The sequence below is a fragment of the Rhizobium sp. 25PS6 genome, assembly GCF_032464655.1.
Classification (GTDB): Bacteria; Pseudomonadota; Alphaproteobacteria; order Rhizobiales; family Rhizobiaceae; genus Rhizobium; species Rhizobium laguerreae.
Genome location: NZ_JAWDIV010000022.1, coordinates 50,945 through 69,051, shown reverse-complemented (window position 1 = coordinate 69,051; position 18,107 = coordinate 50,945). Strand labels below are relative to the sequence as shown.

Here is an 18,107-nt window from a genome sequence, read left to right as displayed (position 1 = left end):
CTCGTTCAGGCGCCGAAGCTGCGGGTTTCCACAGTCCAATCACGCGCCTTGCCCGTCAGGCTGCAGCCGAGCCCCGGACGTGCCGGCACGATCATCCGGCCGTCCTTGATCTCGAGTTGTTCGTTAAACAGGGGCGCCAGCCAATCGAAATGCTCGACCCACGGCTCGTGCGCATAGGCGGCGGCCAGATGCAGATGGATTTCCATGGCGAAATGCGGGGCCAGGCGCATGCGTTTCACCTCGGCGTGCGTGCAGATGCGCAGAAAGGGCGTGATGCCGCCGACACGCGGCGCATCCGGCTGAATGAAGTCGACCGCATCGGCCCGGATCAGCGCCATGTGCTCGTCGACGCTTGCCAGCATTTCGCCGGTGGCGATCGGCGTGGCAAGTTCCCGCGCCAGTGCCGCATGGCCCTCGGCGTCATAGGCATCGAGCGGCTCTTCGATCCATTCGAGGTTGAGCGGTTCGACCAGCCGGCCGAAGCGCAAGGCCGTCGTGCGGTCCCATTGCTGGTTTGCATCGACCATCAGCGGGACACGGCCATCGATATGGCTGGTCACCGCATCAAGCCGGCGAAGGTCGATCATCGGGTCCGGCTGTCCGACCTTGATCTTGATGCCGCCGATACCTGAGGCGATCGAGTGGTCGATGGCATCGCGGATTTCCTCGACGCTCGATGACAGGAAGCCGCCGGAGGTGTTATAGCAGGCGACACTGTCGCGATGGGCGCCAAGCAGTTTTGCAAGCGGCAGGCCGGCGCGTTTCGCCTTCAGGTCCCAGAGGCAGATGTCGATGGCGGCGATTGCCTGCGTTGCGATGCCGGAGCGGCCGACCGAGGCTCCGGCCCAGCAGAGCTTGTCCCAGATGCGCGCGGTGTCGTTGGGGTCTTCGCCGATCAGGTTGTCCGCAAGCTCGCAGGCATGTGCATAAAGGGCAGGTCCGCCTGCCCGCTTCGAGTAACTGAAACCGAGACCGCTATGGCCGGCCTCGGAGACGATCTCGCAAAACAGAAAGGCCACCTGGGTCAGCGGCTTCTGCCGGCCCGTCAACACCTTGGCATCGCTAATCGGCCGCGCCAAAGGCAGGTAAACGAGCGACAGGGTGACTGACCGGATGGCGTCCAACTTGGACGGACCGGCAGCGAAGCCAGCCTTGGGGGGCTGTGCGGGAATCGTACGTCGATCGGGATCAAACATCGTGGTGCCTCAGTTGATAGCCGGTTCCGGCGTCTTGCCACCGAATTGCGTCGTCAGGAAATCAAAGTCGCAGCCTTTGTCGGCCTGCTCGATATGGCCGGAGAACATAAAGCCGTAGCCGCGCTCATAGTGCCGCGTCGGCGCCGCCCAGGCGGCCCGCCGCGCTGTGATCTCTTCTTCGGAAACCAGCATATTGAGGCTGCGTGCCGCAATATCAAGCTCGACCATGTCCCCCGTTCTCAGCAGCGCCAAAGGCCCGCCAACATAAGATTCCGGTGCGACATGCAGCACGCAGGCACCGAAACTGGTTCCGGACATGCGGGCGTCCGAGATCCGCACCATGTCGCGCAGGCCGAGCTTCAACAGCGCCTTCGGCATCGGGATCATGCCCCATTCCGGCATGCCCGGTCCGCCCTGGGGGCCGGCATTGCGGAGAACGAGAACGGTGTCCGGCGTCAGCGGATAGTCTGGATCATCGATGATCTTCTTCATCTCCGCATAGCTGTCGGCGACCAGCGCCGGGCCGCAATGGCGATGGAATTTCGGGTCGCAGGCCGCCGGTTTGATGACCGCGCCGTCCGGACACAGGTTCCCCTTGAGCACGGCCAGCGAACCTTCGTGATAGACAGGGTTCGACAATGGCCGGATAACGTCGTCATTGTAGATCTTCACCTGGTCCAGACCATCCACCAAGGGTTTGCCCGTCACGGTGATCGCGGTGGGATCGAGCTTGTCGCCGAGCTGCTTCATCAGGGCGCGCAGGCCACCCGCATAAAAGAAATCCTCCATCAGGTAGGTCGAACCGGAAGGCCGGATGTTGGCGAGAACCGGCGTCGTGCGACCGATAAGATCGAGATCATCAAGCTCCAGCGGGACGCCGGCGCGCCGCGCCATGGCGATCAGGTGAATGATCGCATTGGTGGAGCAGCCGGTCGCCATTGCGACCGTGACTGCGTTGTCGACGGCAGCGGGCGTGATGATCTGGTCCGGCGTCAGATCCTCCCAAACCATATCGACGATGCGGCGGCCGCAGGCCGCCGACATGCGCTGGTGGTTGGCGTCGGCTGCCGGGATCGAGGATGCGCCCGGCAGCGTCAATCCCATAGCCTCGGCGATCGCCGTCATCGTGGATGCCGTGCCCATGGTCATGCAATGGCCGTAACTGCGGGCGATTCCGCCTTCGATGCCCTGCCACTCCTCCTGGGTGATCATGCCGGCGCGGCGCTCGTCCCAATATTTGAAGCCGTCGGTACCGGAGCCCAGCGTCTTGCCGGCATAGTAACCGCGAAGCATCGGGCCGGCCGGCAGATAAATGAAGGGAATGCCCATGCTGACTGCGCCCATGACAAGGCCTGGTGTCGTCTTGTCGCAGCCACCCATCAGAACGGCGCCATCGACAGGATGGCTCCGCAACAGTTCCTCGGTCTCCATCGCCAGCATATTGCGATAGAGCATCGTCGTCGGCTTGACGAAGTTTTCGGAAAGGGAAAGAGCGGGCAGTTCCATGGGGAACCCACCCGACTGAAGAATTCCCCGCTTCACCCATTCGGCGCGTTCACGGAAATGCATGTGGCACGGCTGCGCGTCGGACCAGGTGTTGATCACGGCAATGATCGGCTTTCCCTGCCAATCCTCCGGCGCGTAACCCATCTGCATGGTCCGCGACCGATGGCCGAACGAGCGCTGATCATCCGGCAGCATCCATCGGGCGGACCGCAATTGCTCGTAGGTTTTCCTCGCGGTCACGGCCTTCTCCCACCTTTTCGCTTGCTTATTTCAGCGTTTGCACCAACTGATATTTTAGTTTGACATATATATCAATGGAAAGTTTGCGTTCTTGTGCATTAGGTCGTGCAAAGCTATGAATGGAGTCGAAAAGGACGCCTCACATGAATTCCCAGTTCGCCTCTACATTCGGCCTGACCGCGCCCGGCTTCCCGGTCGTCGCTGGCAGTACCGTCCAGCGAGTCTATGATGATCTGCGCAAGCGCATCATCACCATTCAGTTGCCGCCGGACACCACGCTGTCGCGCACCGAGCTCACCGAGACTTATGAAGTCAGCCAGACTCCCATCCGTGACGCATTGCAGCTTCTCAAACAGGAGGGTCTGGTTCGCATTTATCCGCAGTCCCGCACTGTGGTGACCAGGATCGACGTCCTGCAGATTTACGAGGCGCATTTCCTCCGCGTTGCACTGGAAACGGAGGTTTGCCGCCGCCTCGCAACCGATCCGGACCAGGATCCGAGCGTCATTACCCGCGCCCGGTCGATCATCAAGATGCAGGCGGCAGTCGCCGACGACGCCGATCAGATCGCGATCTTCCAGGAGCTCGACGAGCTCTTTCACCAGACATTGTTCGCAGGCGCCAAGCGCAGCAGCCTCCACCAATTGATACGCGAGCGCTCCGGCCATCTCGAGCGTATTCGTCGCCTGCATCTGCCCGAGAAGGGCAAGATCGTCAGCATTCTCGATGGGCATCACGCCATTATCGATGCGATCGCCGCGCGCAACGAACAGGGTGCCGTCGACGCGATCCGCGAGCATCTCAGCCGCACCGTCGCAAAAGTGGAAGACCTGCGGAAGGAGTTCCCGGACTACTTCGTCTGATCTGCCGCGCCGCGGGTTTTGCCGGAGTCAATTGACCGGCGTCAGCAGCGGCCTGCCTGCGAAGAAGGCGGCAAGGTTGTCGACCGTCAATTGCGCCATCCTGTCGCGCGTTTCCTCGGTACCGCTGGCATGGTGGGGATAGAGCACGACGTTGTCGAGCGCTGCGAAGCGCGGATCGGGATTGGGTTCGTTGAGGTAGACATCGATGCCGGCCGAGGCGATCCGCCTTTCCTGCAAGGCCTTGATCAAGGCCGGCTCGTCGACCACGGTGCCGCGGGCAATGTTGATGAAGCTGCCGGTCGGTCCGAGCGCATTCAGCACGTCCGCCGAAATCAACCCCTCGGTCGAGGGGCCGCCCGGTGTCGCGACTATTAGGATATCGGCCCAGTCCGCCAGTTTTACCGGCGTGTCGAAATAGGCAAAATCGTTGCCTTCTTTCTTCGTCCTGCCGTAATAGCCGACCGTCAGTCCGACAGCTTCGCATCGCTTGGCAATGGCCATCCCTATGCGGCCGAGGCCGACGATCCCGGCCTTCTTGCCCGAGGTCGATGTCGTCAGCGGCATCATCCCTTTCTGACCCCAGTCGCCGGAGCGCACATAGCGATCGCCTTCCGGCAGGCGCCGACGTGCCGCAAGCAGCAGAAGCAGTGCCATATCAGCAACGTCATCGCACAGCACTTCGGATGTGTTGGTGAGCTTGATGCCGCGCCGTGTCATCGCCTCGACATCCATCTGGTCGTAGCCAGCCGAGGAACAGGCGGCGAGCTTTAATGCCGGCAATTTCGAAAGCAGGGCTTCGTCGATGGTCACATGGCCGTTGCAGACCAATGCGGAAGAGACCGGGCCGGCTTGCCGCAAGAGAGCATCCCGCTCTTCGCCTTTGACAAGATCGAGCCGGTGCAGCGTGTAGCTTTCCTCGAGCATCGCCATCTGATGGGGCCGGAGCGGATAGGCGACGATAACATCGGGCTTCATGCGGAAACGAGTCCTTCCTGTCGTTGGCGGGCGGCGCGTCGGGTGGCCTGGATCTCGGGATCGGGATCGAGGCTCGCGGCAAGAAGCGCCTGCGTGTAGGGGTGGGATGGCGCGTTGAAGATCTGTTCGACCGGCCCCTCCTCGACAATCTCGCCGGCCTTCATGACGATGACGCGATCGGCAAAATCGCGAACCACCGGCAGGTCGTGTGCGATGAAGAGGTAGGAAAGGCCGAATTCGCGACGCAGGCCCTCAAGCAAGGCGATCACCTGCGCCTGGATCGACACGTCGAGTGCCGAAACCGCCTCGTCGCAGATGATCAGTTTCGGCTCCATCGCCAGCGCCCGGGCAATCGCGATGCGCTGGCGCTGGCCGCCGGAAAACTGATGTGGATACCGGTCGGCCATATCCGGTTTCAGGCCAACCTTGACCAGCAGCTCGGCCACTCTTTCCTTCCATCTCGCTTTCGGCAGGATATCCGGGTGAATGACCCAAGCTTCGGAAATCAACCGGAATACGCTCATCCGCGGGTTCAGTGACTGGGTCGGGTCCTGAAAGACCATCTGCAAATCGCGACGCAGCCCGAATATTTCCCTCGGGGTCATCGCAAGCAGATCGTTGCCGCGGTAGAGAACCTGGCCCTCCTGCGGATCATCGAGGCGAACGATCGCCCGGGCAAGGGTTGACTTGCCGGAACCGCTCTCGCCGACAACGGCAACCGTCTCGCCGGGCATGATGACGAAGTCCACGCCCTTCAGCGCCTGGAATGCACCGAAACTCTTTTTCAAGCCGATGGCGCGCAGCAGCGGTTCGCCCTGTCGGTCACGCTCTTGCGCCATCGCACCCTTCCCCGGTGCGGCAGCAATCAGCTTCTTCGTATAGGCGTTCTGCGGGTTGCGATAGACTTCGGCCGCATTGCCGGTTTCGACCACGCAGCCGGAATTCATCACCACGACCCGGTCGGCGATCTCGGCAACGACGCCCAAGTCGTGGGTGATCAGCAACAGGCCCATGCCGGTTTCCTGCTGCAACTCCTGCAGAAGTTCCAGCACCTGCGCCTGCACCGTCACATCAAGCGCGGTGGTGGGTTCATCCGCGATCAGGATATCGGGCTTGCAGGCGATCGCCATGGCGATCATCAGGCGCTGCCGCTGTCCGCCGGAGAACTGGAACGGATATTTTCGCATCGCCGCCTGAGGATCGGTTATGCCGACGCGTCTGATCAATTCGAGCGCCCTCGCGCCGGCGCGCTCCGCCGACTGGCCATGCGTCGTCATCATCTCGGTGATTTGCCAGCCGACCGGATAGACCGGATTGAGGTGGGCGAGCGGGTCCTGAAAGATCATGGCGATCTTGGCACCGTTGATCGAGCGCCGCTCCTCGGGCGTCATTTTCAGCATGTCGCGCCCGTTGAGGAGAATGGCGCCGCTGGTGATCTTACCGGGCGGCATGTCGATCAGATTCATGACCGCCGAGGCCGACACGGATTTGCCTGAACCGCTTTCCCCAAGGATCGCCAACGTCTCGCCGCGATCGAGATGCCAGCTGACATCCTGCACCGCCTTGACGGTCCCGCTGGCGGTGTGAAACTCGACCGAGAGGTCACGCACTTCCAAAAGATGTTCAGCCATTTTTCCTGCCCCTCATTTCAAGGCGCCAGCGTTGCGTCGGATCGAGCGCGATGCGCAGCCAATTCGACAAAAGGTTCAGCGACAGCGTCGTCAGGATGATTGCAAGGCCCGGCCAGAAGGAAAGCCACCAGGCATTGGTGAGATAGGGTCGTCCTTGAGCAACCATGAGGCCCCAGGTGATCTCCGGCGCCTGAATGCCGATGCCCAGGAATGACAGGGAGGACTCCGCCAGCATGACGAAAGCGAAATCCAGCGTTGCGATGGTCACCAGCGTTGGGAAGATCACCGGCTGGATGTGATGGAAGACAATGCGCCAATACGATGCTCCCATGACCTTCGCCGCCTGCACGAACATCCGCTCGCGCACTTCCAGCACTTCGGCGCGCGTGGTGCGCAGATAGATGGGAATGCGGGTGATCGCCAGGACGAGGACGATATTGGTGACCGAGGGCTCGAGCATGTAGAGCACGATCACCGCCAGAAGCAGCGACGGAAAGGACATGATGACGTCGCCGAGGCGCATGATCCATTGAGCAGCAGAAGAGCGGCTGTAACCTGCCACCAGACCGAGCGCCGTACCAACGACGGATGATGCGAGCACGGCTGCCGCGGCCACCAGGATGGTGTTTTGCGCCGCCACGATGACGCGGGCAAGAAGCGGCCTGCCGAGCGCATCGGCGCCGAGGACATAAAGCAATCCGCGGGTGATATCGAACGGCGGTGCGTTGCGGCCCCGCAGGTTCTGCTTGGTGGCGATGGCCTCCAGCAGGAACGGGCCAAACAGCGCGCAGAGCAGAACGATCAAGAGGAACAGAGCCGCGAAAAAAGCGAGCTTGTCCGCCCACAGCATCGTCAGCCAGCGCCCGATCGGGCCGCTTGGTTTTTTCTCGGCGAGGATTTGTGTGTCGGCCATCGTCATCGCTCAATACCGGATGCGCGGATCGAGCAGCGCATAGGCGATGTCGATCAACAGGTTCATGATGAAGATCGCCAGTGCCGAGACCATGATGACGGCCAGCACGACGGCGAAATCGCGAAGCAAAATGGAATCGATCATCAGCTTGCCGATACCAGGAAAACCAAACACCGTCTCGACGACGACGGCACCGTTCAGGATGGCGGCCGCCTGGTCGCCGATGACGGTGATCACCGGCAGCATGGCGTTGCGCAGTCCGTGAATGAAGATGATTGAGTTCGAGCGGACCCCCTTGGCGCGGGCCGTCTTCACATAGGCGGAAGACAGAACGCTGATCATCGAGCCGCGGACCACCTGCAGGATCAGGCCGAAAGGCCGGATGAACAGCACGCTGACCGGCAGGACCCAGTGCCAGAAAGTTCCCGTTCCCGATGTCGGCAGAACATGCAGTTTGACGGCGAAAATGACGATCGCCACGATGGCCAGCCAGAAGTCCGGCGCCGCAGCGCCGATCAGCGAGAAGAAAGTGGCGAGACGGTCGAAGACGCCGCCGACGCGAAACGCCGCGAGCGAACCGATGACGATCGCGGCGACCGTGACCAGCGCCATGGTGATGACAGCCAGCCAGAAGGTCCAGACGAAAGCCTCCAGCACGACATCCATGGCCGGACGGGCCTGTCGCAGTGACTGACCGAAATTGCCCTGGGCGAGATCCGAAACATAACGGCCGAACTGGATGATCAACGGATCGTTGAAACCGTTCATCTCACGGAATTGCTGGCGCATTTCGGTGGTCGCATCGATCGGCAGGTAGAGGTCGGTCGGATCGCCCGTCAGCCGGGACAGGAAGAACACGATGACGATAAGCACCACGAGCGATACGCCACTGGCGATCGCGCGTTTGCCGATGAAACTCTTCATGCCACTCCTCCCGAGTGAACCCCATGGGGTTCGTGATGTCCGGTTTCGTCTTCGTCTGTGCTGCCTGTAATACCCCTCCGGCAACAGGCACGGCTCGACGACCGGCGTTATAACTGAAATATTAGTGCATCTAAAATTTTTGTGAACCCCAAAAATGATCAGGGCTTATCGCGGCGGTTTGCGTCGCCATGTCATGCCGCGGGTTCCGACAATGGCCGCGCCGATGATCACCGCCGCGCCGATCCACGTCTGTGCGGCCGGAACTTCCGAGAAAAATGAGAAGGCCATAAGGGCCACGACGGGCAGTCGGAGAAAGTCGAGCGGTGCCAGGACGCTCGCGGCCGCCATGCCGAAGGCGCGCGTGATCAGCGTCATGTTGAGAGCGCCGAGTGCCCCTTGCAGGGCAAGCAGTGCGAGTTGGTTCCAGGTCGGCATTGACCAGACCGGCAGCATGATGATCAGGCCTAGCGGCACCGTCGCTATCAGATTCCATGCAACCAGCCGGTCGGCACTATCCCTCAATGCCATCCGCCGCAGCATCAATTGGCTGGCCGCCGTCAAGACCGCTCCTGCCAGTGCAAAAAGCAGCCATTGGTCGAAACCGGACGCTCCGGGGCGAATGATGATCATGACGCCGATAAAACCTGCGACAATGCCGGCCACGCTGGAGATGCCGACATGTTCCTTGAGTACCAGCCACGCACCGAGAACGAGAAACATCGGCATGGTGAAATTGACCGCCGTGGCATCGGCGAGTGGCGCGTGCGCAAAGGCGACGAACAAAGCAACCAGTGAGGCAAGCTTCAGACCCGCACGCACGACATGCAGAACACGATAGGGAGAGGATTTCAGGTCGACGCGTGACACGATCCAGGGCGTGACGACAAGGAGCCCGAAAAATGACCGGAAAAAGCCGATCATCAATGGATGCACGTCGCCGGCCAGCAAACGAACGATGACCGCGTCGAGACTATTTAAGAAAGCGGCAGCCACCATCAAGCAGACAGCAAGGCCTGTGCGACCAGGCTGCATTACGCTTCTCCTGACCGAACAAAGGTGAACCCTGCTATATCGGCCACTCGACACGGCAGCGCATTGAACCGGAGATCCATTGGAAATAAAGCCTTCCTGGCGTGTCTGCTAATCTCCCGCTCCCGCGGTTTGCCGCAACGGAGACTACTCGTTCTCGCCAGGGGCCGGCGGCATCCGCTATTCCCCGGTACGGATCAACGGCTTTATCTCAATCCTTCAGCCGCCGTCCACACTGACAGAGCGCATTGCTGACGGGAGCGCCTCGCTCACTGTTAGTGGATCATTCCGTTCGTCTTCGCCCGGTTCGAGAACTGGTGGACCAGCATGATGCCCTGCTCAAGGAGCAACTCGGCCGCCTGCAGATCGCGGGGCGTCATGTCCCCGGATAGTCCGCGAATCGTATTGGCGACGCAGATGGAGTTGGCGACGAAGCGGGTGTCGCCCTCACCTTCCGCCTCCTCGGCCGATGCTTCCAAGGCATCGGCGACGGTGTCGAGCAGGCTCGAGCGTTCGACAAGCGTCATGTCGTTCAGGGTTTTGGAAATGCCGTTCATGATTGTCTCCTCGCGCGTGCTCAAGGCGGATCGCAGCTCGATTTCTCGATTTCAGTCATATGGCGGTGACTGTCAGATAGGACGGCTGTCTTCAGAAGCAACTCATGGCTGCCGCGCACGTCATGCATGGGTGCAGCGAAATGGCGCGGCTCAATCAATAATTCGGGCCTATCATTCCAGATGCGTCAGGAGGTCGGCAAGCATCGGTCGCTGCCCTTTCAACAGCTTTATGGCCGCTTCGCGTAGGGAAAACCAACCCGCGCGATCGACCTCTGGAAAGCTCTTTAGCCGGCCTGACCGTGGTGGCCATTCTATTTCAAATTTGGAACTCCGTATCGCGTTCACGTCCAGTACCGGATCGGCTTCGATCGACCACGCGACGACTATCTTACCGCCTGGTTGTCGGTATTCGCCCAGCGGTGTGAACCTGCCATCGACTGCGACACCCAGCTCCTCGGCAGTCTCCCTGATTGCCGCCGCGAGCTCATCTTCGCCGGTCTCGATCAGCCCCTTGGGGATCGACCATGCAGCCTCATCTTTCCTAGCCCAGAAAGGACCGCCCGGATGGACGAGAAGGACTTCGTAGTCCTTGCAAATGCGCCGGTGGATGAGAAGTCCGGCGCTGCGAATGACCATCGCGTTGTGCCCTTCTTGTATCGATCACGAGGCCAGGCACTCCTCACAGATGCCGCACCCGTCGTCGTCCATCCACTGACGCCGCCGCTTGCAGCAAAGGCATGCACGACTATCCGGCTGCTCTTTTGCGTCTTCCGGAGGAATGATCTCGATCGTCGAGTCGAATGGAGTATCAGCCTCAAGTTCCGCCATCTCGTTGCTCCATTAGCCTGCTCTAAATAAAGATAGGTACGGCTATCGATACCGGCAAGCTCTCGACGACGGCAGGCGGCTCAATGAAAGGGTCAGCTTCGACGCCGGTCGGAGCGGCAATGGCTTACCGAATCACATTCGGCGATCTTAGCAGCGAACGCTGGGCCTCCTTGCGACAAGTGATATAGTTAAATTTCGGTCGTCCACCTGGACCATACGACAAAGGAATTATTCCATGGGAGACCAGAATCGCCCGCTGCAACCAGGAGAAACCGCCCCCGCCTTCGCACTCGCCACCGCCAACTTCGACGGAACGGTCTCATTCGCCGATTTGAGCGGTCGCCCGTTCCTGATCGGGTTCTTTCGCGGGCTGCACTGCCCGTTCTGTCGGCGCCAGGTCGAACAGCTTGCTGGCATACAGCCCACCCTGCGCGCCTCCGGAGTGGAGACCGTGGCCGTTATCAACACACCGGTAGAACGCGCTCGCCTGTATTTCCGCCACCGTCCGACACCAGTAACGCTGCTATGCGATCCCGACTGCCACACACATCGGGCCTATGGTGTGCCCCATGCGGAGTTCCTGCCCGATGGGAGCAGCAAGCAGCCCGAATGGCCTTATAGCGCGACGATGGCGCAGTTCCAGGCGGCGCGCATCAACCCCACGGGGGAGTTGCCCGAAGTGCTACAGCCGATGGAAGCCAATACGATACTCAACGCCAAGGACCGCTTCGAGCTTGATGAAGCCGATATGGCGATCTTCTCGAACCACGCCACCCAGCTCGTCGGGCACTTCCTGGTCAATGCGAACGGCACCATCGCCTGGTCGCAAATTGAGGCGCTGGACGGACCGAACAGTCTTTGCATCTTCCCGACTGCGGCGGAGATAATCGCCGCCGCCGGCAGCCTTGAACGCTGACTCTCAGCAACCATTGGCCAGCGTTGGCGAACTCGTCTCCGACCTGTCATTAGTTTGACCTCCACGTTCCGCCAGTCCGAAAAAATAGTCATGTTAGACAGACTTCAACCGTTGTTCGGTTTTTGCGTCGAACAGATGCAGTTTACTGAGGTCCGGGGCAATGACGATCCGGTCGCCGGCGCGGAGATCAAGGCGCTCTCTTACCGTCGCAACAAGATGATCCTCACCAAACTTCGTGGTGACCTGGATCTCAGCACCGGTGGGCTCGACGAGAACGACCTCAACGGCAACGGGACCTTGTCCGATTGTGAGATGCTCAGGGCGAATGCCGTAGATGAGCTGTGCACCGCGTTCCAATGGCGCTGCTTCGGGTAGTGGCAGCCTACCTCCGCCGTCCGCGATCAACTCCAGCGGCCCTGAAGTGCTGACCTGGCTTCGAATAAGGTTCATCGCCGGCGAACCGATGAAGCCCGCAACGAAGAGGTTTGCCGGCCGGTCGTAGAGATCGAGTGGCGAGCCTATCTGCTCGACGAAGCCGTCCCGCATCACAACAATCCGATCGGCCATCGTCATGGCCTCGATCTGATCGTGGGTGACGTAAATGGTCGTTGTCTTCAGTCGCTGGTGCAGTTGCTTGATTTCCGAACGCATCTGCACACGCAGCTTCGCGTCCAGGTTCGACAATGGTTCGTCAAACAGGAAGACCTGCGGATTTCTAACGATGGCACGGCCCATCGCCACACGTTGACGTTGGCCACCCGACAGGTTTTTCGGATATCTGTCGAGCAGATGCCCGAGCCCCAGAATTTCAGCGGCCTCTCGAACACGTTGCCTGGTCTGTTCCTTTGGGGCTTTCGCCAGCTTCAGCGAAAAACCCATATTCGCCTCGACTGTCAGATGGGGGTAGAGCGCGTAGGATTGAAAAACCATCGCGATATCGCGTTCCTTTGGCGCGACATTGTTCACGACCTTGCTGCCGATCGATATCCGGCCAGCTGAAATCTCTTCGAGGCCGGCGATCATCCGCAACAATGTCGACTTCCCGCACCCGGAGGGACCGACCAGGATTACGAATTCGCCGTCTTGGATATCAATATCCACCCCATGCAGAACTTCGAAGTGACCGTAGCTCTTGCGAGCATTCGCCACACTTACTGACGCCATAACTTTCTCCGGCTGAATGTTGGTTTCTTCGGGACGCAGCCGCTCGTTGGACACGGCTGTCGATTGCTCATCGGCTTGCCGTGGCGGCTGAATAAGGCGCCAGTACCGCGTCGATCGCAGCAAGGCAGAGTTCGCGGGCCTTCGGAGCGACCCGCTTTGACACCACGTCGGAATAGAGTCGGCCGAGATATTGGCTGATCAGAGTTTCGGGAATTTCATCGGGGAGCCGGCTGAACAATTCGCCGACCGCGGCGGATGCGCGAGGATCCGGCCAGTAATAGCGAATTCGATCACTATAGCTGAAATGCCGTTGCAGTCGCTGCTCATCGGGACTGCCGCCATAATGGGCCGCCCAGCTTGCCGGTTGTTCGACCATGATTTTTTCCATGGTCCTCACCAGTCCGGCTCGCGGCGCCCTCGCTGCAAGCACATCAGCGATCGCATCGAGACCGTAGAGCGCTTCGCGCAGCGCGAAAGTCAGCCCTGGTCCGACCTTGAGGATTGCAAAGCCGCCGTCGACGAGAGCAGATAGCGCTTCGGCCGGCTGGTAGTCGGTGGAATGTGCTTCGAAAACCAAGCCCGGCATGTCGTCCAGCGAACGAATGAGGCTCGTGGCCCGTTCAGGCTTGTAGAGCGCCACGTCGGTATTGCCAAATTCCACGCCCGGCTGGACCACGATCCCAATGACCCGCTCCATCGCCGACGCCAAACCTGCTTCGGCAAACGACGCCCGGTGAGCCGCCAGCGTTTTCATCGCCGCATCGGCCCGGGTAATTTCGATGTCTTCGAGTGCGTGCGTTGCACCACCTGGAGGCGGCACCTCGGTTCCGATGATATAGACCGGCGGAGGGCGGCCTGAACGAAGAGCGGCCTCCTCAGCGGCCTTTGCCAATCGAGCGGCCCGCGCCGCAGTCAATTCGTCATCGAGCGCCGCTGGTTCACCGGCACAGCCCATCGACGCGTCCAGGTGAATCTTTTCGAACCCTGCCTCGACATAGGCCGTCACCATAGCCGCGGCGCGCAGCATTGCCTCCTCGGCCGCCAGTTTTCTCCAGGGGTTGGGGCCGAGGTGATCGCCTCCCAGGATGATGCGTTCGGCTGGAAAGTCAGCCGCTGCGGCGATGTCCTCGATGAACCGGCGAAAGTCCGCCGGCGTCATCGCGGTATAGCCGCCCTCCTGATTGACTTGATTGCAGGTGGCTTCGATGAGGACCGTCCGGCGCTCCATGCCGGCGCGCCGAAGCGCGGCCTCGATGACCAGCGGATGCGCCGAGCAGACCGAAGTGACGCCATGGGGAAAAGGCAGGTTTCGGGCACCGAAAAGCTTTCGCAGGGCGGTCTGCCGGTTCTCTTCGATCGACGTCATGCGAGCGTTACAACCTTCGTCAGGTGACGGGGAGAGACCGTGTCGATTTGCCGAGCCTGCGCGGCGCGTTCGCCGAGGACCTGCAGCGCCGGAAGGACAACGAGACCAGCAAGCGACAGATCGACATCGACGGCGAGTTCCAGATCGCCTGGACCACCCACGCCGATGACGACCGCGCACTTTTCTCTCAGTTCTCCCACCAGTTTCGTTTCCGCCTCCCTCTGGTCGGAGCTGTACAGCATGACCGCAACCGTCTTTGCGTCAACGAGGCTGATCGGCCCATGACGGTATTCCAGCGGGTGGAAGGCCTGGGTCATGATCTGGCTCATTTCCATGAGCTTGAGCGCTCCCTCCAAGGCGATGCCGAAGAGCGGCCCGCCACCGAGAAAGACGAAGTGCGACCGGTCGGCGATCATTCCAGGAAGCGCCGCATCGAGAGCGCTCGCCAGCTGGCGGGCGGAATTCACGGCGGAGGCAGGAACCTTCTGCCCGATCATCTGCAAACCGAGAAGGACCATGAGGCTCGCCGATACCGTCATGACGATACCTTCGTCGGGATGAGTTTCGGCAGCGACCATCCGATCGCAATTTTTCGCGAGAGAGCTTTCCGGTTCGACGGTGATCGCCGTCACGAAGGCGCCGGCGGCGCGGCTTGCCTTTGCTGCGGCGACTGTTTCTGTCGTCTCGCCGCTGCGGGAAAGCGCAACGACGTGCGTGTTGCGCCACTCCGGCCAGAAAGCCGACGGCCGGTTTTGCCACTCTGCGCCGGGGACCGCGATTGCCCTGCGTCCGGCCATATTCGAATAAGACGCTAAAGCAAGCGCCAGATTGAAGGACGTGCCGCAGCCGACGAAGACGAGCGGCTCCGCGCTATCGATAGCTGAATTCAATCCAATGGCCTTCTCCCAATAGGGAAATTGCTCGAAAATAACCTTTTCGGTCGTGTTCATGAAGTCTCCGATTATTTGACGGAACCAGCCAACAGGCCGCTGACGAGGTAACGGTTGAGAAAAATGACGACGAGGGCGGGGATGACGATCGCGATCGAGCCACTCGCTGTGATGAGGCCGTAGTCGATGAAGTTCTTCGTTACAAATTCTGGAATTAGAACCGTTAGCGGCTTCGTTGCCTGCGGCGAAAAAATGAGCGGTACGAGATACTGTCCCCAGGCGCCCAGAAATGTAAGGATTGCCGCTGCCGTCAGACCCGGTCCGGCCAGCGGCAGGACGATGTTGAAGAAGATGTAGAGCCGGCCCGCTCCGTCGAGTTGCGCCGCCTCTTCCAGTGCGATCGGAAGAGCTTCGAACACGCTCCGCAACAGCCAGAGCGACAGAGGCAGGAAGGCCGAGACATAGATCAGCGAGACGCCCAGATAGGTATCGACGAGATGCAGCTTGATCATGATCTGATAGAGCGGGATCAAGACAGCGTAGGCGGGAATGGCCAGGGTCGCGACGACAGCGACAAAAAGCGCTTTGCGGCCGGGAAACTGAAGCCTGGTGAACGCGTAAGCCCCAAGAGAGGATATCGCGACGCAAAGCAGCGTAGAGGCGATCGATGTCACCACGCTGTTGAGCAATGCGGCCCGGAACTGTTTGAACACCTCCACACCTCCGATCCGCGCAATATTGATGCCAAGCAGCCGCGAATAGTGATCGAGCGTAAAGTGCTGCGGAAAGAAGTTGATTGGTCGGGTTGAAAAGTCTTCGCTGGGCGTAACCGAACTGGCGATGGTCCAGTAGATCGGCCCTAAAGACCAGATCAACAGGACGACGACGCCGGCCCAAATCATCATTCGATAGGCAATAGTGGATTTCATCAGTCGAACCGTGTGTTGCGGTAGACACGAAGGACATAGACCAGCGAAATCAGCAGAGACACGAGAGTGATCACGACCGATAGCGCCATGCCATACGAGAAGCGGAGATTCTGGAAGGTTTCGAGGTAGATCTGGACGAGCACCGGTCGGGTCTCGAGGCTGGCGCCCGCCAGAACCCAGGCCTCGTCGAAGAGATTGAAAGCGTTCACGGTTGCGTTGGTCATGGCGACAGCGATCGCACTGCGAACCAGCGGAAGGGTTACCCACCCGAACATCTGAACGCGCGTGGCTCCATCGATCCGTGCAGCCTCATAGAGATGAGCAGGGATGCTCTGCATCGCGGCAAGGACGATGACGATCGTCAAAGGCATCATGCGCCAGACATGGACCACCGTTACGGCGACGATGGCGCTGGTCCGATCGTTGAACCAGACGTGATTTTCGAAGGGGAGCCCGAGCGCCGAAAGGATGCCGTTCAACAGGCCCGCGCCCGGTTGATAAATCCAAAGCCAAATGACCGAATTCACAACGCCGGGCAGCGCCCAGGGCAAGATCACCGCTGCGAGCACCCACTGTCGCCCGACCTTGATCTGATTGATGAGAGCGGCGGCAAGAACGCCGAACACGGTTTCGGCCACGACGGCCAGAACAACGTATGTCAGCGTGTTGCTCCAGGTCGTCGCGAGCTGGCCATCCGAAAGCATTCGGCTGTAGTTTTCCAGGCCGACGAATGGCGTGCCGGCCTGCATGGGGTTGACCCTGTGCAGGCTGTCCCAGACGGTTCTTCCCATGGGGTAGAAGACCAAAGCTGCCATCGTGAGAACGATGGGCGACACCAACAGCAAGCCGAGCGTGGCGTCGGCGTTGAAGCCGACCCCACGTTTGCTCGTGGCCTCTTCCGACGCCCAAGCTGTCATTGCGCCATTGCCTGCTTGGCGGCGGAAGCGATAGCTTCCATCGCCTGGTCGACGCTCATCTGTCCCTTGGCAGCGCTATTGATCGCTGTGTTTACGCCGCTGGAAAATTGCGGGTACCAAGGCGGCGTGCCTTGCGGGAACAGCGGCTCAACCGTCTTCGACTGCGCCACGAGAGCGTCGCCGCTGTTGAGCTTTCCGGACTCGTTGAGTTCGGAAAGCGCCGAAGTGCGGGTCGGCAGGAAGCCGTTCACGGCATTCTTCTTCTGGAAGTCCTTGCTGGTGAACCATTTGACGAAAGCGATCGCCGCCTCCTTGTTGGGAGAGACGTTTGGAATAGCCAGCGCTTCCGGAAGGCCGAAACTGCGTGTTTCACCGCTTGCCGTCGGCACGAGGATCGCTTCAACCTGGCCGGCGACTTTCGACTGCTTCGGGTCGTTCATCTGGCCGAGACGACCGGGCTCACCGGAGATCATGATGCTGGTGATGCCCTGCCCGAACATGCTCTCATTGATCTGGCTGTCTTTCAGGCCGGTAGACGCCGGATCGACCAGCCCTTCCTTGAGGAGCATCAATTCGAAAGCAAGCGCCTTGTAACCAGCCGAATCCGGCGAAGTGAAGAGCGGATTGAAGTCCTTGTCGAAGAGTTCGCCACCGAAGGCCTTGGTCAGCAGGTACCAGCTCGTTGACGCGCCTTCTGTCGCTGAAACCGGCAGGCCGATCGGATACTCGACAATGCCTTTTTCCTTGATCTTCTTGGCTGCGGCGACCAGTGCGTCCAGTGTTTTCGGCATCTCGGTAATGCCTGCATCCGTGAAATGCTTCTTGTTGACGAGCATCACCCGGAAGTCGTTGGTGTAGGGTATTCCCAATAATTTGCCGTCGACCGTGAAGATCTTGGCAACGCCGATATCTTTCACCGTATCGGCGTCGATCACGTCGTTGAGCGGCATATACCAACCGGCCGCGCTGAACTGACCGGTCCAGGACCAATCGAATTCGGTCACATCCGCTGGCGCTGTACCGGCAACCAAGGCCGTCACCAGCTTCGGGCGGATGTCGTCCCACGACAGGGTCTGGAGGTCGACGTGAATGCCGGTTTCGGCCTCGAAGTCAGAGGCGATGTTCGGTCCCTGCGGCGATGGCATGAGCACCGTGATCGACTGACCGGCAAGCGGCTTGGCGTCCTGGCCCAGAGCGGGTACGGCGATTGCCAAGGCCGCCGATGCAAGTAGAGGCAAGATCAATTTATGCATGTTCCCATCC

The 18,107-nt window shown here is 60.3% G+C and carries 18 protein-coding genes; 2 read left to right on the top strand and 16 right to left on the bottom strand.

The window, feature by feature from the left end; translation table 11 throughout:
* Window positions 1-5: 5 nt before the first annotated feature.
* Together RWK44_RS27615 and araD are read right to left on the bottom strand one after the other, a co-directional pair.
* On the bottom strand, window positions 6-1,196 hold the full coding sequence (locus RWK44_RS27615; protein ID WP_168281482.1) for an L-talarate/galactarate dehydratase: 1,191 nt from the start codon (window positions 1,194-1,196) through the stop codon (window positions 6-8).
* A gap of 9 nt (window positions 1,197-1,205) precedes the next feature.
* Window positions 1,206-2,942 carry an L-arabinonate dehydratase gene (araD, locus tag RWK44_RS27610; RefSeq protein ID WP_316029681.1) on the bottom strand — a complete coding sequence of 579 codons (1,737 nt, stop codon included), beginning with the start codon at window positions 2,940-2,942 and terminating at the stop codon, window positions 1,206-1,208.
* A 143-nt stretch (window positions 2,943-3,085) separates the two neighbouring features.
* On the opposite strand from araD, the gene RWK44_RS27605 reads away from it, so the two are divergent.
* The gene (locus RWK44_RS27605; protein WP_168281480.1) at window positions 3,086-3,805 is read left to right on the top strand and encodes a GntR family transcriptional regulator; all 720 of its coding nucleotides are present in this window, start codon (window positions 3,086-3,088) and stop codon (window positions 3,803-3,805) included.
* Window positions 3,806-3,832: 27 nt separating this feature from the next.
* Here RWK44_RS27605 and RWK44_RS27600 read toward each other — a convergent pair whose 3' ends face one another.
* The 8 genes from RWK44_RS27600 to RWK44_RS27565 form a co-directional block, all read right to left on the bottom strand.
* Complete coding sequence (locus RWK44_RS27600; protein WP_316029680.1) at window positions 3,833-4,780, bottom strand: 2-hydroxyacid dehydrogenase; 948 nt, start codon at window positions 4,778-4,780, stop codon at window positions 3,833-3,835.
* Entirely contained in the window at window positions 4,777-6,411 is a 1,635-nt protein-coding gene (locus RWK44_RS27595) for an ABC transporter ATP-binding protein (protein WP_222060926.1), read from the bottom strand. The genes RWK44_RS27600 and RWK44_RS27595 overlap by 4 nt, the downstream gene beginning before the upstream one ends.
* Entirely contained in the window at window positions 6,404-7,330 is a 927-nt protein-coding gene (locus RWK44_RS27590) for an ABC transporter permease (protein WP_316029679.1), read from the bottom strand. Before RWK44_RS27590 ends, RWK44_RS27595 begins: the two co-directional genes overlap by 8 nt.
* Before the next feature lie 3 nt (window positions 7,331-7,333).
* Window positions 7,334-8,248 (bottom strand): ABC transporter permease, encoded by a 915-nt coding sequence (locus tag RWK44_RS27585; protein WP_003550760.1) that lies wholly within the window; start codon window positions 8,246-8,248, stop codon window positions 7,334-7,336.
* 165 nt (window positions 8,249-8,413) lie between these two features.
* The gene (locus RWK44_RS27580; protein WP_131663475.1) at window positions 8,414-9,280 is read right to left on the bottom strand and encodes a DMT family transporter; all 867 of its coding nucleotides are present in this window, start codon (window positions 9,278-9,280) and stop codon (window positions 8,414-8,416) included.
* 272 nt (window positions 9,281-9,552) lie between these two features.
* Window positions 9,553-9,834: a hypothetical protein gene (locus tag RWK44_RS27575; protein WP_316029678.1), complete on the bottom strand. Its 282-nt coding sequence runs from the start codon at window positions 9,832-9,834 to the stop codon at window positions 9,553-9,555.
* A 171-nt stretch (window positions 9,835-10,005) separates the two neighbouring features.
* Complete coding sequence (locus tag RWK44_RS27570) at window positions 10,006-10,470, bottom strand: NUDIX domain-containing protein (RefSeq protein WP_131663473.1); 465 nt, start codon at window positions 10,468-10,470, stop codon at window positions 10,006-10,008.
* Window positions 10,471-10,494: 24 nt separating this feature from the next.
* Window positions 10,495-10,662: a hypothetical protein gene (locus tag RWK44_RS27565; protein ID WP_020046963.1), complete on the bottom strand. Its 168-nt coding sequence runs from the start codon at window positions 10,660-10,662 to the stop codon at window positions 10,495-10,497.
* A 235-nt stretch (window positions 10,663-10,897) separates the two neighbouring features.
* On the opposite strand from RWK44_RS27565, the gene RWK44_RS27560 reads away from it, so the two are divergent.
* Window positions 10,898-11,578 carry a redoxin domain-containing protein gene (locus RWK44_RS27560; RefSeq protein ID WP_168267557.1) on the top strand — a complete coding sequence of 227 codons (681 nt, stop codon included), beginning with the start codon at window positions 10,898-10,900 and terminating at the stop codon, window positions 11,576-11,578.
* Window positions 11,579-11,671: 93 nt separating this feature from the next.
* Here RWK44_RS27560 and RWK44_RS27555 read toward each other — a convergent pair whose 3' ends face one another.
* The 6 genes from RWK44_RS27555 to RWK44_RS27530 all read right to left on the bottom strand — a co-directional run bounded on the left by RWK44_RS27555 (window position 11,672) and on the right by RWK44_RS27530 (window position 18,097).
* On the bottom strand, window positions 11,672-12,742 hold the full coding sequence (locus RWK44_RS27555) for an ABC transporter ATP-binding protein (RefSeq protein ID WP_316029695.1): 1,071 nt from the start codon (window positions 12,740-12,742) through the stop codon (window positions 11,672-11,674).
* A 67-nt stretch (window positions 12,743-12,809) separates the two neighbouring features.
* Window positions 12,810-14,108, bottom strand: a complete 1,299-nt coding sequence (locus RWK44_RS27550; protein WP_316029677.1) for a D-tagatose-bisphosphate aldolase, class II, non-catalytic subunit — start codon at window positions 14,106-14,108, stop codon at window positions 12,810-12,812.
* Entirely contained in the window at window positions 14,105-15,058 is a 954-nt protein-coding gene (locus RWK44_RS27545) for an SIS domain-containing protein (RefSeq protein WP_316029676.1), read from the bottom strand. Before RWK44_RS27545 ends, RWK44_RS27550 begins: the two co-directional genes overlap by 4 nt.
* 11 nt (window positions 15,059-15,069) lie before the next feature.
* Window positions 15,070-15,903: a carbohydrate ABC transporter permease gene (locus tag RWK44_RS27540; RefSeq protein WP_316029694.1), complete on the bottom strand. Its 834-nt coding sequence runs from the start codon at window positions 15,901-15,903 to the stop codon at window positions 15,070-15,072.
* Between the two features lie 23 nt (window positions 15,904-15,926).
* The gene (locus RWK44_RS27535) at window positions 15,927-16,844 is read right to left on the bottom strand and encodes a carbohydrate ABC transporter permease (protein WP_131663468.1); all 918 of its coding nucleotides are present in this window, start codon (window positions 16,842-16,844) and stop codon (window positions 15,927-15,929) included.
* On the bottom strand, window positions 16,841-18,097 hold the full coding sequence (locus RWK44_RS27530) for an ABC transporter substrate-binding protein (protein WP_316029675.1): 1,257 nt from the start codon (window positions 18,095-18,097) through the stop codon (window positions 16,841-16,843). Before RWK44_RS27530 ends, RWK44_RS27535 begins: the two co-directional genes overlap by 4 nt.
* Window positions 18,098-18,107 lie beyond the last annotated feature (10 nt).

Excerpts from the sequence above, each read along its gene's own strand:
- RWK44_RS27615 (WP_168281482.1), bottom strand. The coding sequence starts at position 1,196 with ATGTTTGATCCCGATCGACGTACGATTCCCGCACAGCCCCCCAAGGCT.
- RWK44_RS27605 (WP_168281480.1), top strand. The coding sequence starts at position 3,086 with ATGAATTCCCAGTTCGCCTCTACATTCGGCCTGACCGCGCCCGGCTTC.
- RWK44_RS27600 (WP_316029680.1), bottom strand. The coding sequence starts at position 4,780 with ATGAAGCCCGATGTTATCGTCGCCTATCCGCTCCGGCCCCATCAGATG.
- RWK44_RS27595 (WP_222060926.1), bottom strand. The coding sequence starts at position 6,411 with ATGGCTGAACATCTTTTGGAAGTGCGTGACCTCTCGGTCGAGTTTCAC.
- RWK44_RS27590 (WP_316029679.1), bottom strand. The coding sequence starts at position 7,330 with ATGACGATGGCCGACACACAAATCCTCGCCGAGAAAAAACCAAGCGGC.
- RWK44_RS27585 (WP_003550760.1), bottom strand. The coding sequence starts at position 8,248 with ATGAAGAGTTTCATCGGCAAACGCGCGATCGCCAGTGGCGTATCGCTC.
- RWK44_RS27580 (WP_131663475.1), bottom strand. The coding sequence starts at position 9,280 with ATGCAGCCTGGTCGCACAGGCCTTGCTGTCTGCTTGATGGTGGCTGCC.
- RWK44_RS27575 (WP_316029678.1), bottom strand. The coding sequence starts at position 9,834 with ATGAACGGCATTTCCAAAACCCTGAACGACATGACGCTTGTCGAACGC.
- RWK44_RS27570 (WP_131663473.1), bottom strand. The coding sequence starts at position 10,470 with ATGGTCATTCGCAGCGCCGGACTTCTCATCCACCGGCGCATTTGCAAG.
- RWK44_RS27565 (WP_020046963.1), bottom strand. The coding sequence starts at position 10,662 with ATGGCGGAACTTGAGGCTGATACTCCATTCGACTCGACGATCGAGATC.
- RWK44_RS27560 (WP_168267557.1), top strand. The coding sequence starts at position 10,898 with ATGGGAGACCAGAATCGCCCGCTGCAACCAGGAGAAACCGCCCCCGCC.
- RWK44_RS27555 (WP_316029695.1), bottom strand. The coding sequence starts at position 12,742 with ATGGCGTCAGTAAGTGTGGCGAATGCTCGCAAGAGCTACGGTCACTTC.
- RWK44_RS27550 (WP_316029677.1), bottom strand. The coding sequence starts at position 14,108 with ATGACGTCGATCGAAGAGAACCGGCAGACCGCCCTGCGAAAGCTTTTC.
- RWK44_RS27545 (WP_316029676.1), bottom strand. The coding sequence starts at position 15,058 with ATGAACACGACCGAAAAGGTTATTTTCGAGCAATTTCCCTATTGGGAG.
- RWK44_RS27540 (WP_316029694.1), bottom strand. The coding sequence starts at position 15,903 with ATGATGATTTGGGCCGGCGTCGTCGTCCTGTTGATCTGGTCTTTAGGG.
- RWK44_RS27535 (WP_131663468.1), bottom strand. The coding sequence starts at position 16,844 with ATGACAGCTTGGGCGTCGGAAGAGGCCACGAGCAAACGTGGGGTCGGC.
- RWK44_RS27530 (WP_316029675.1), bottom strand. The coding sequence starts at position 18,097 with ATGCATAAATTGATCTTGCCTCTACTTGCATCGGCGGCCTTGGCAATC.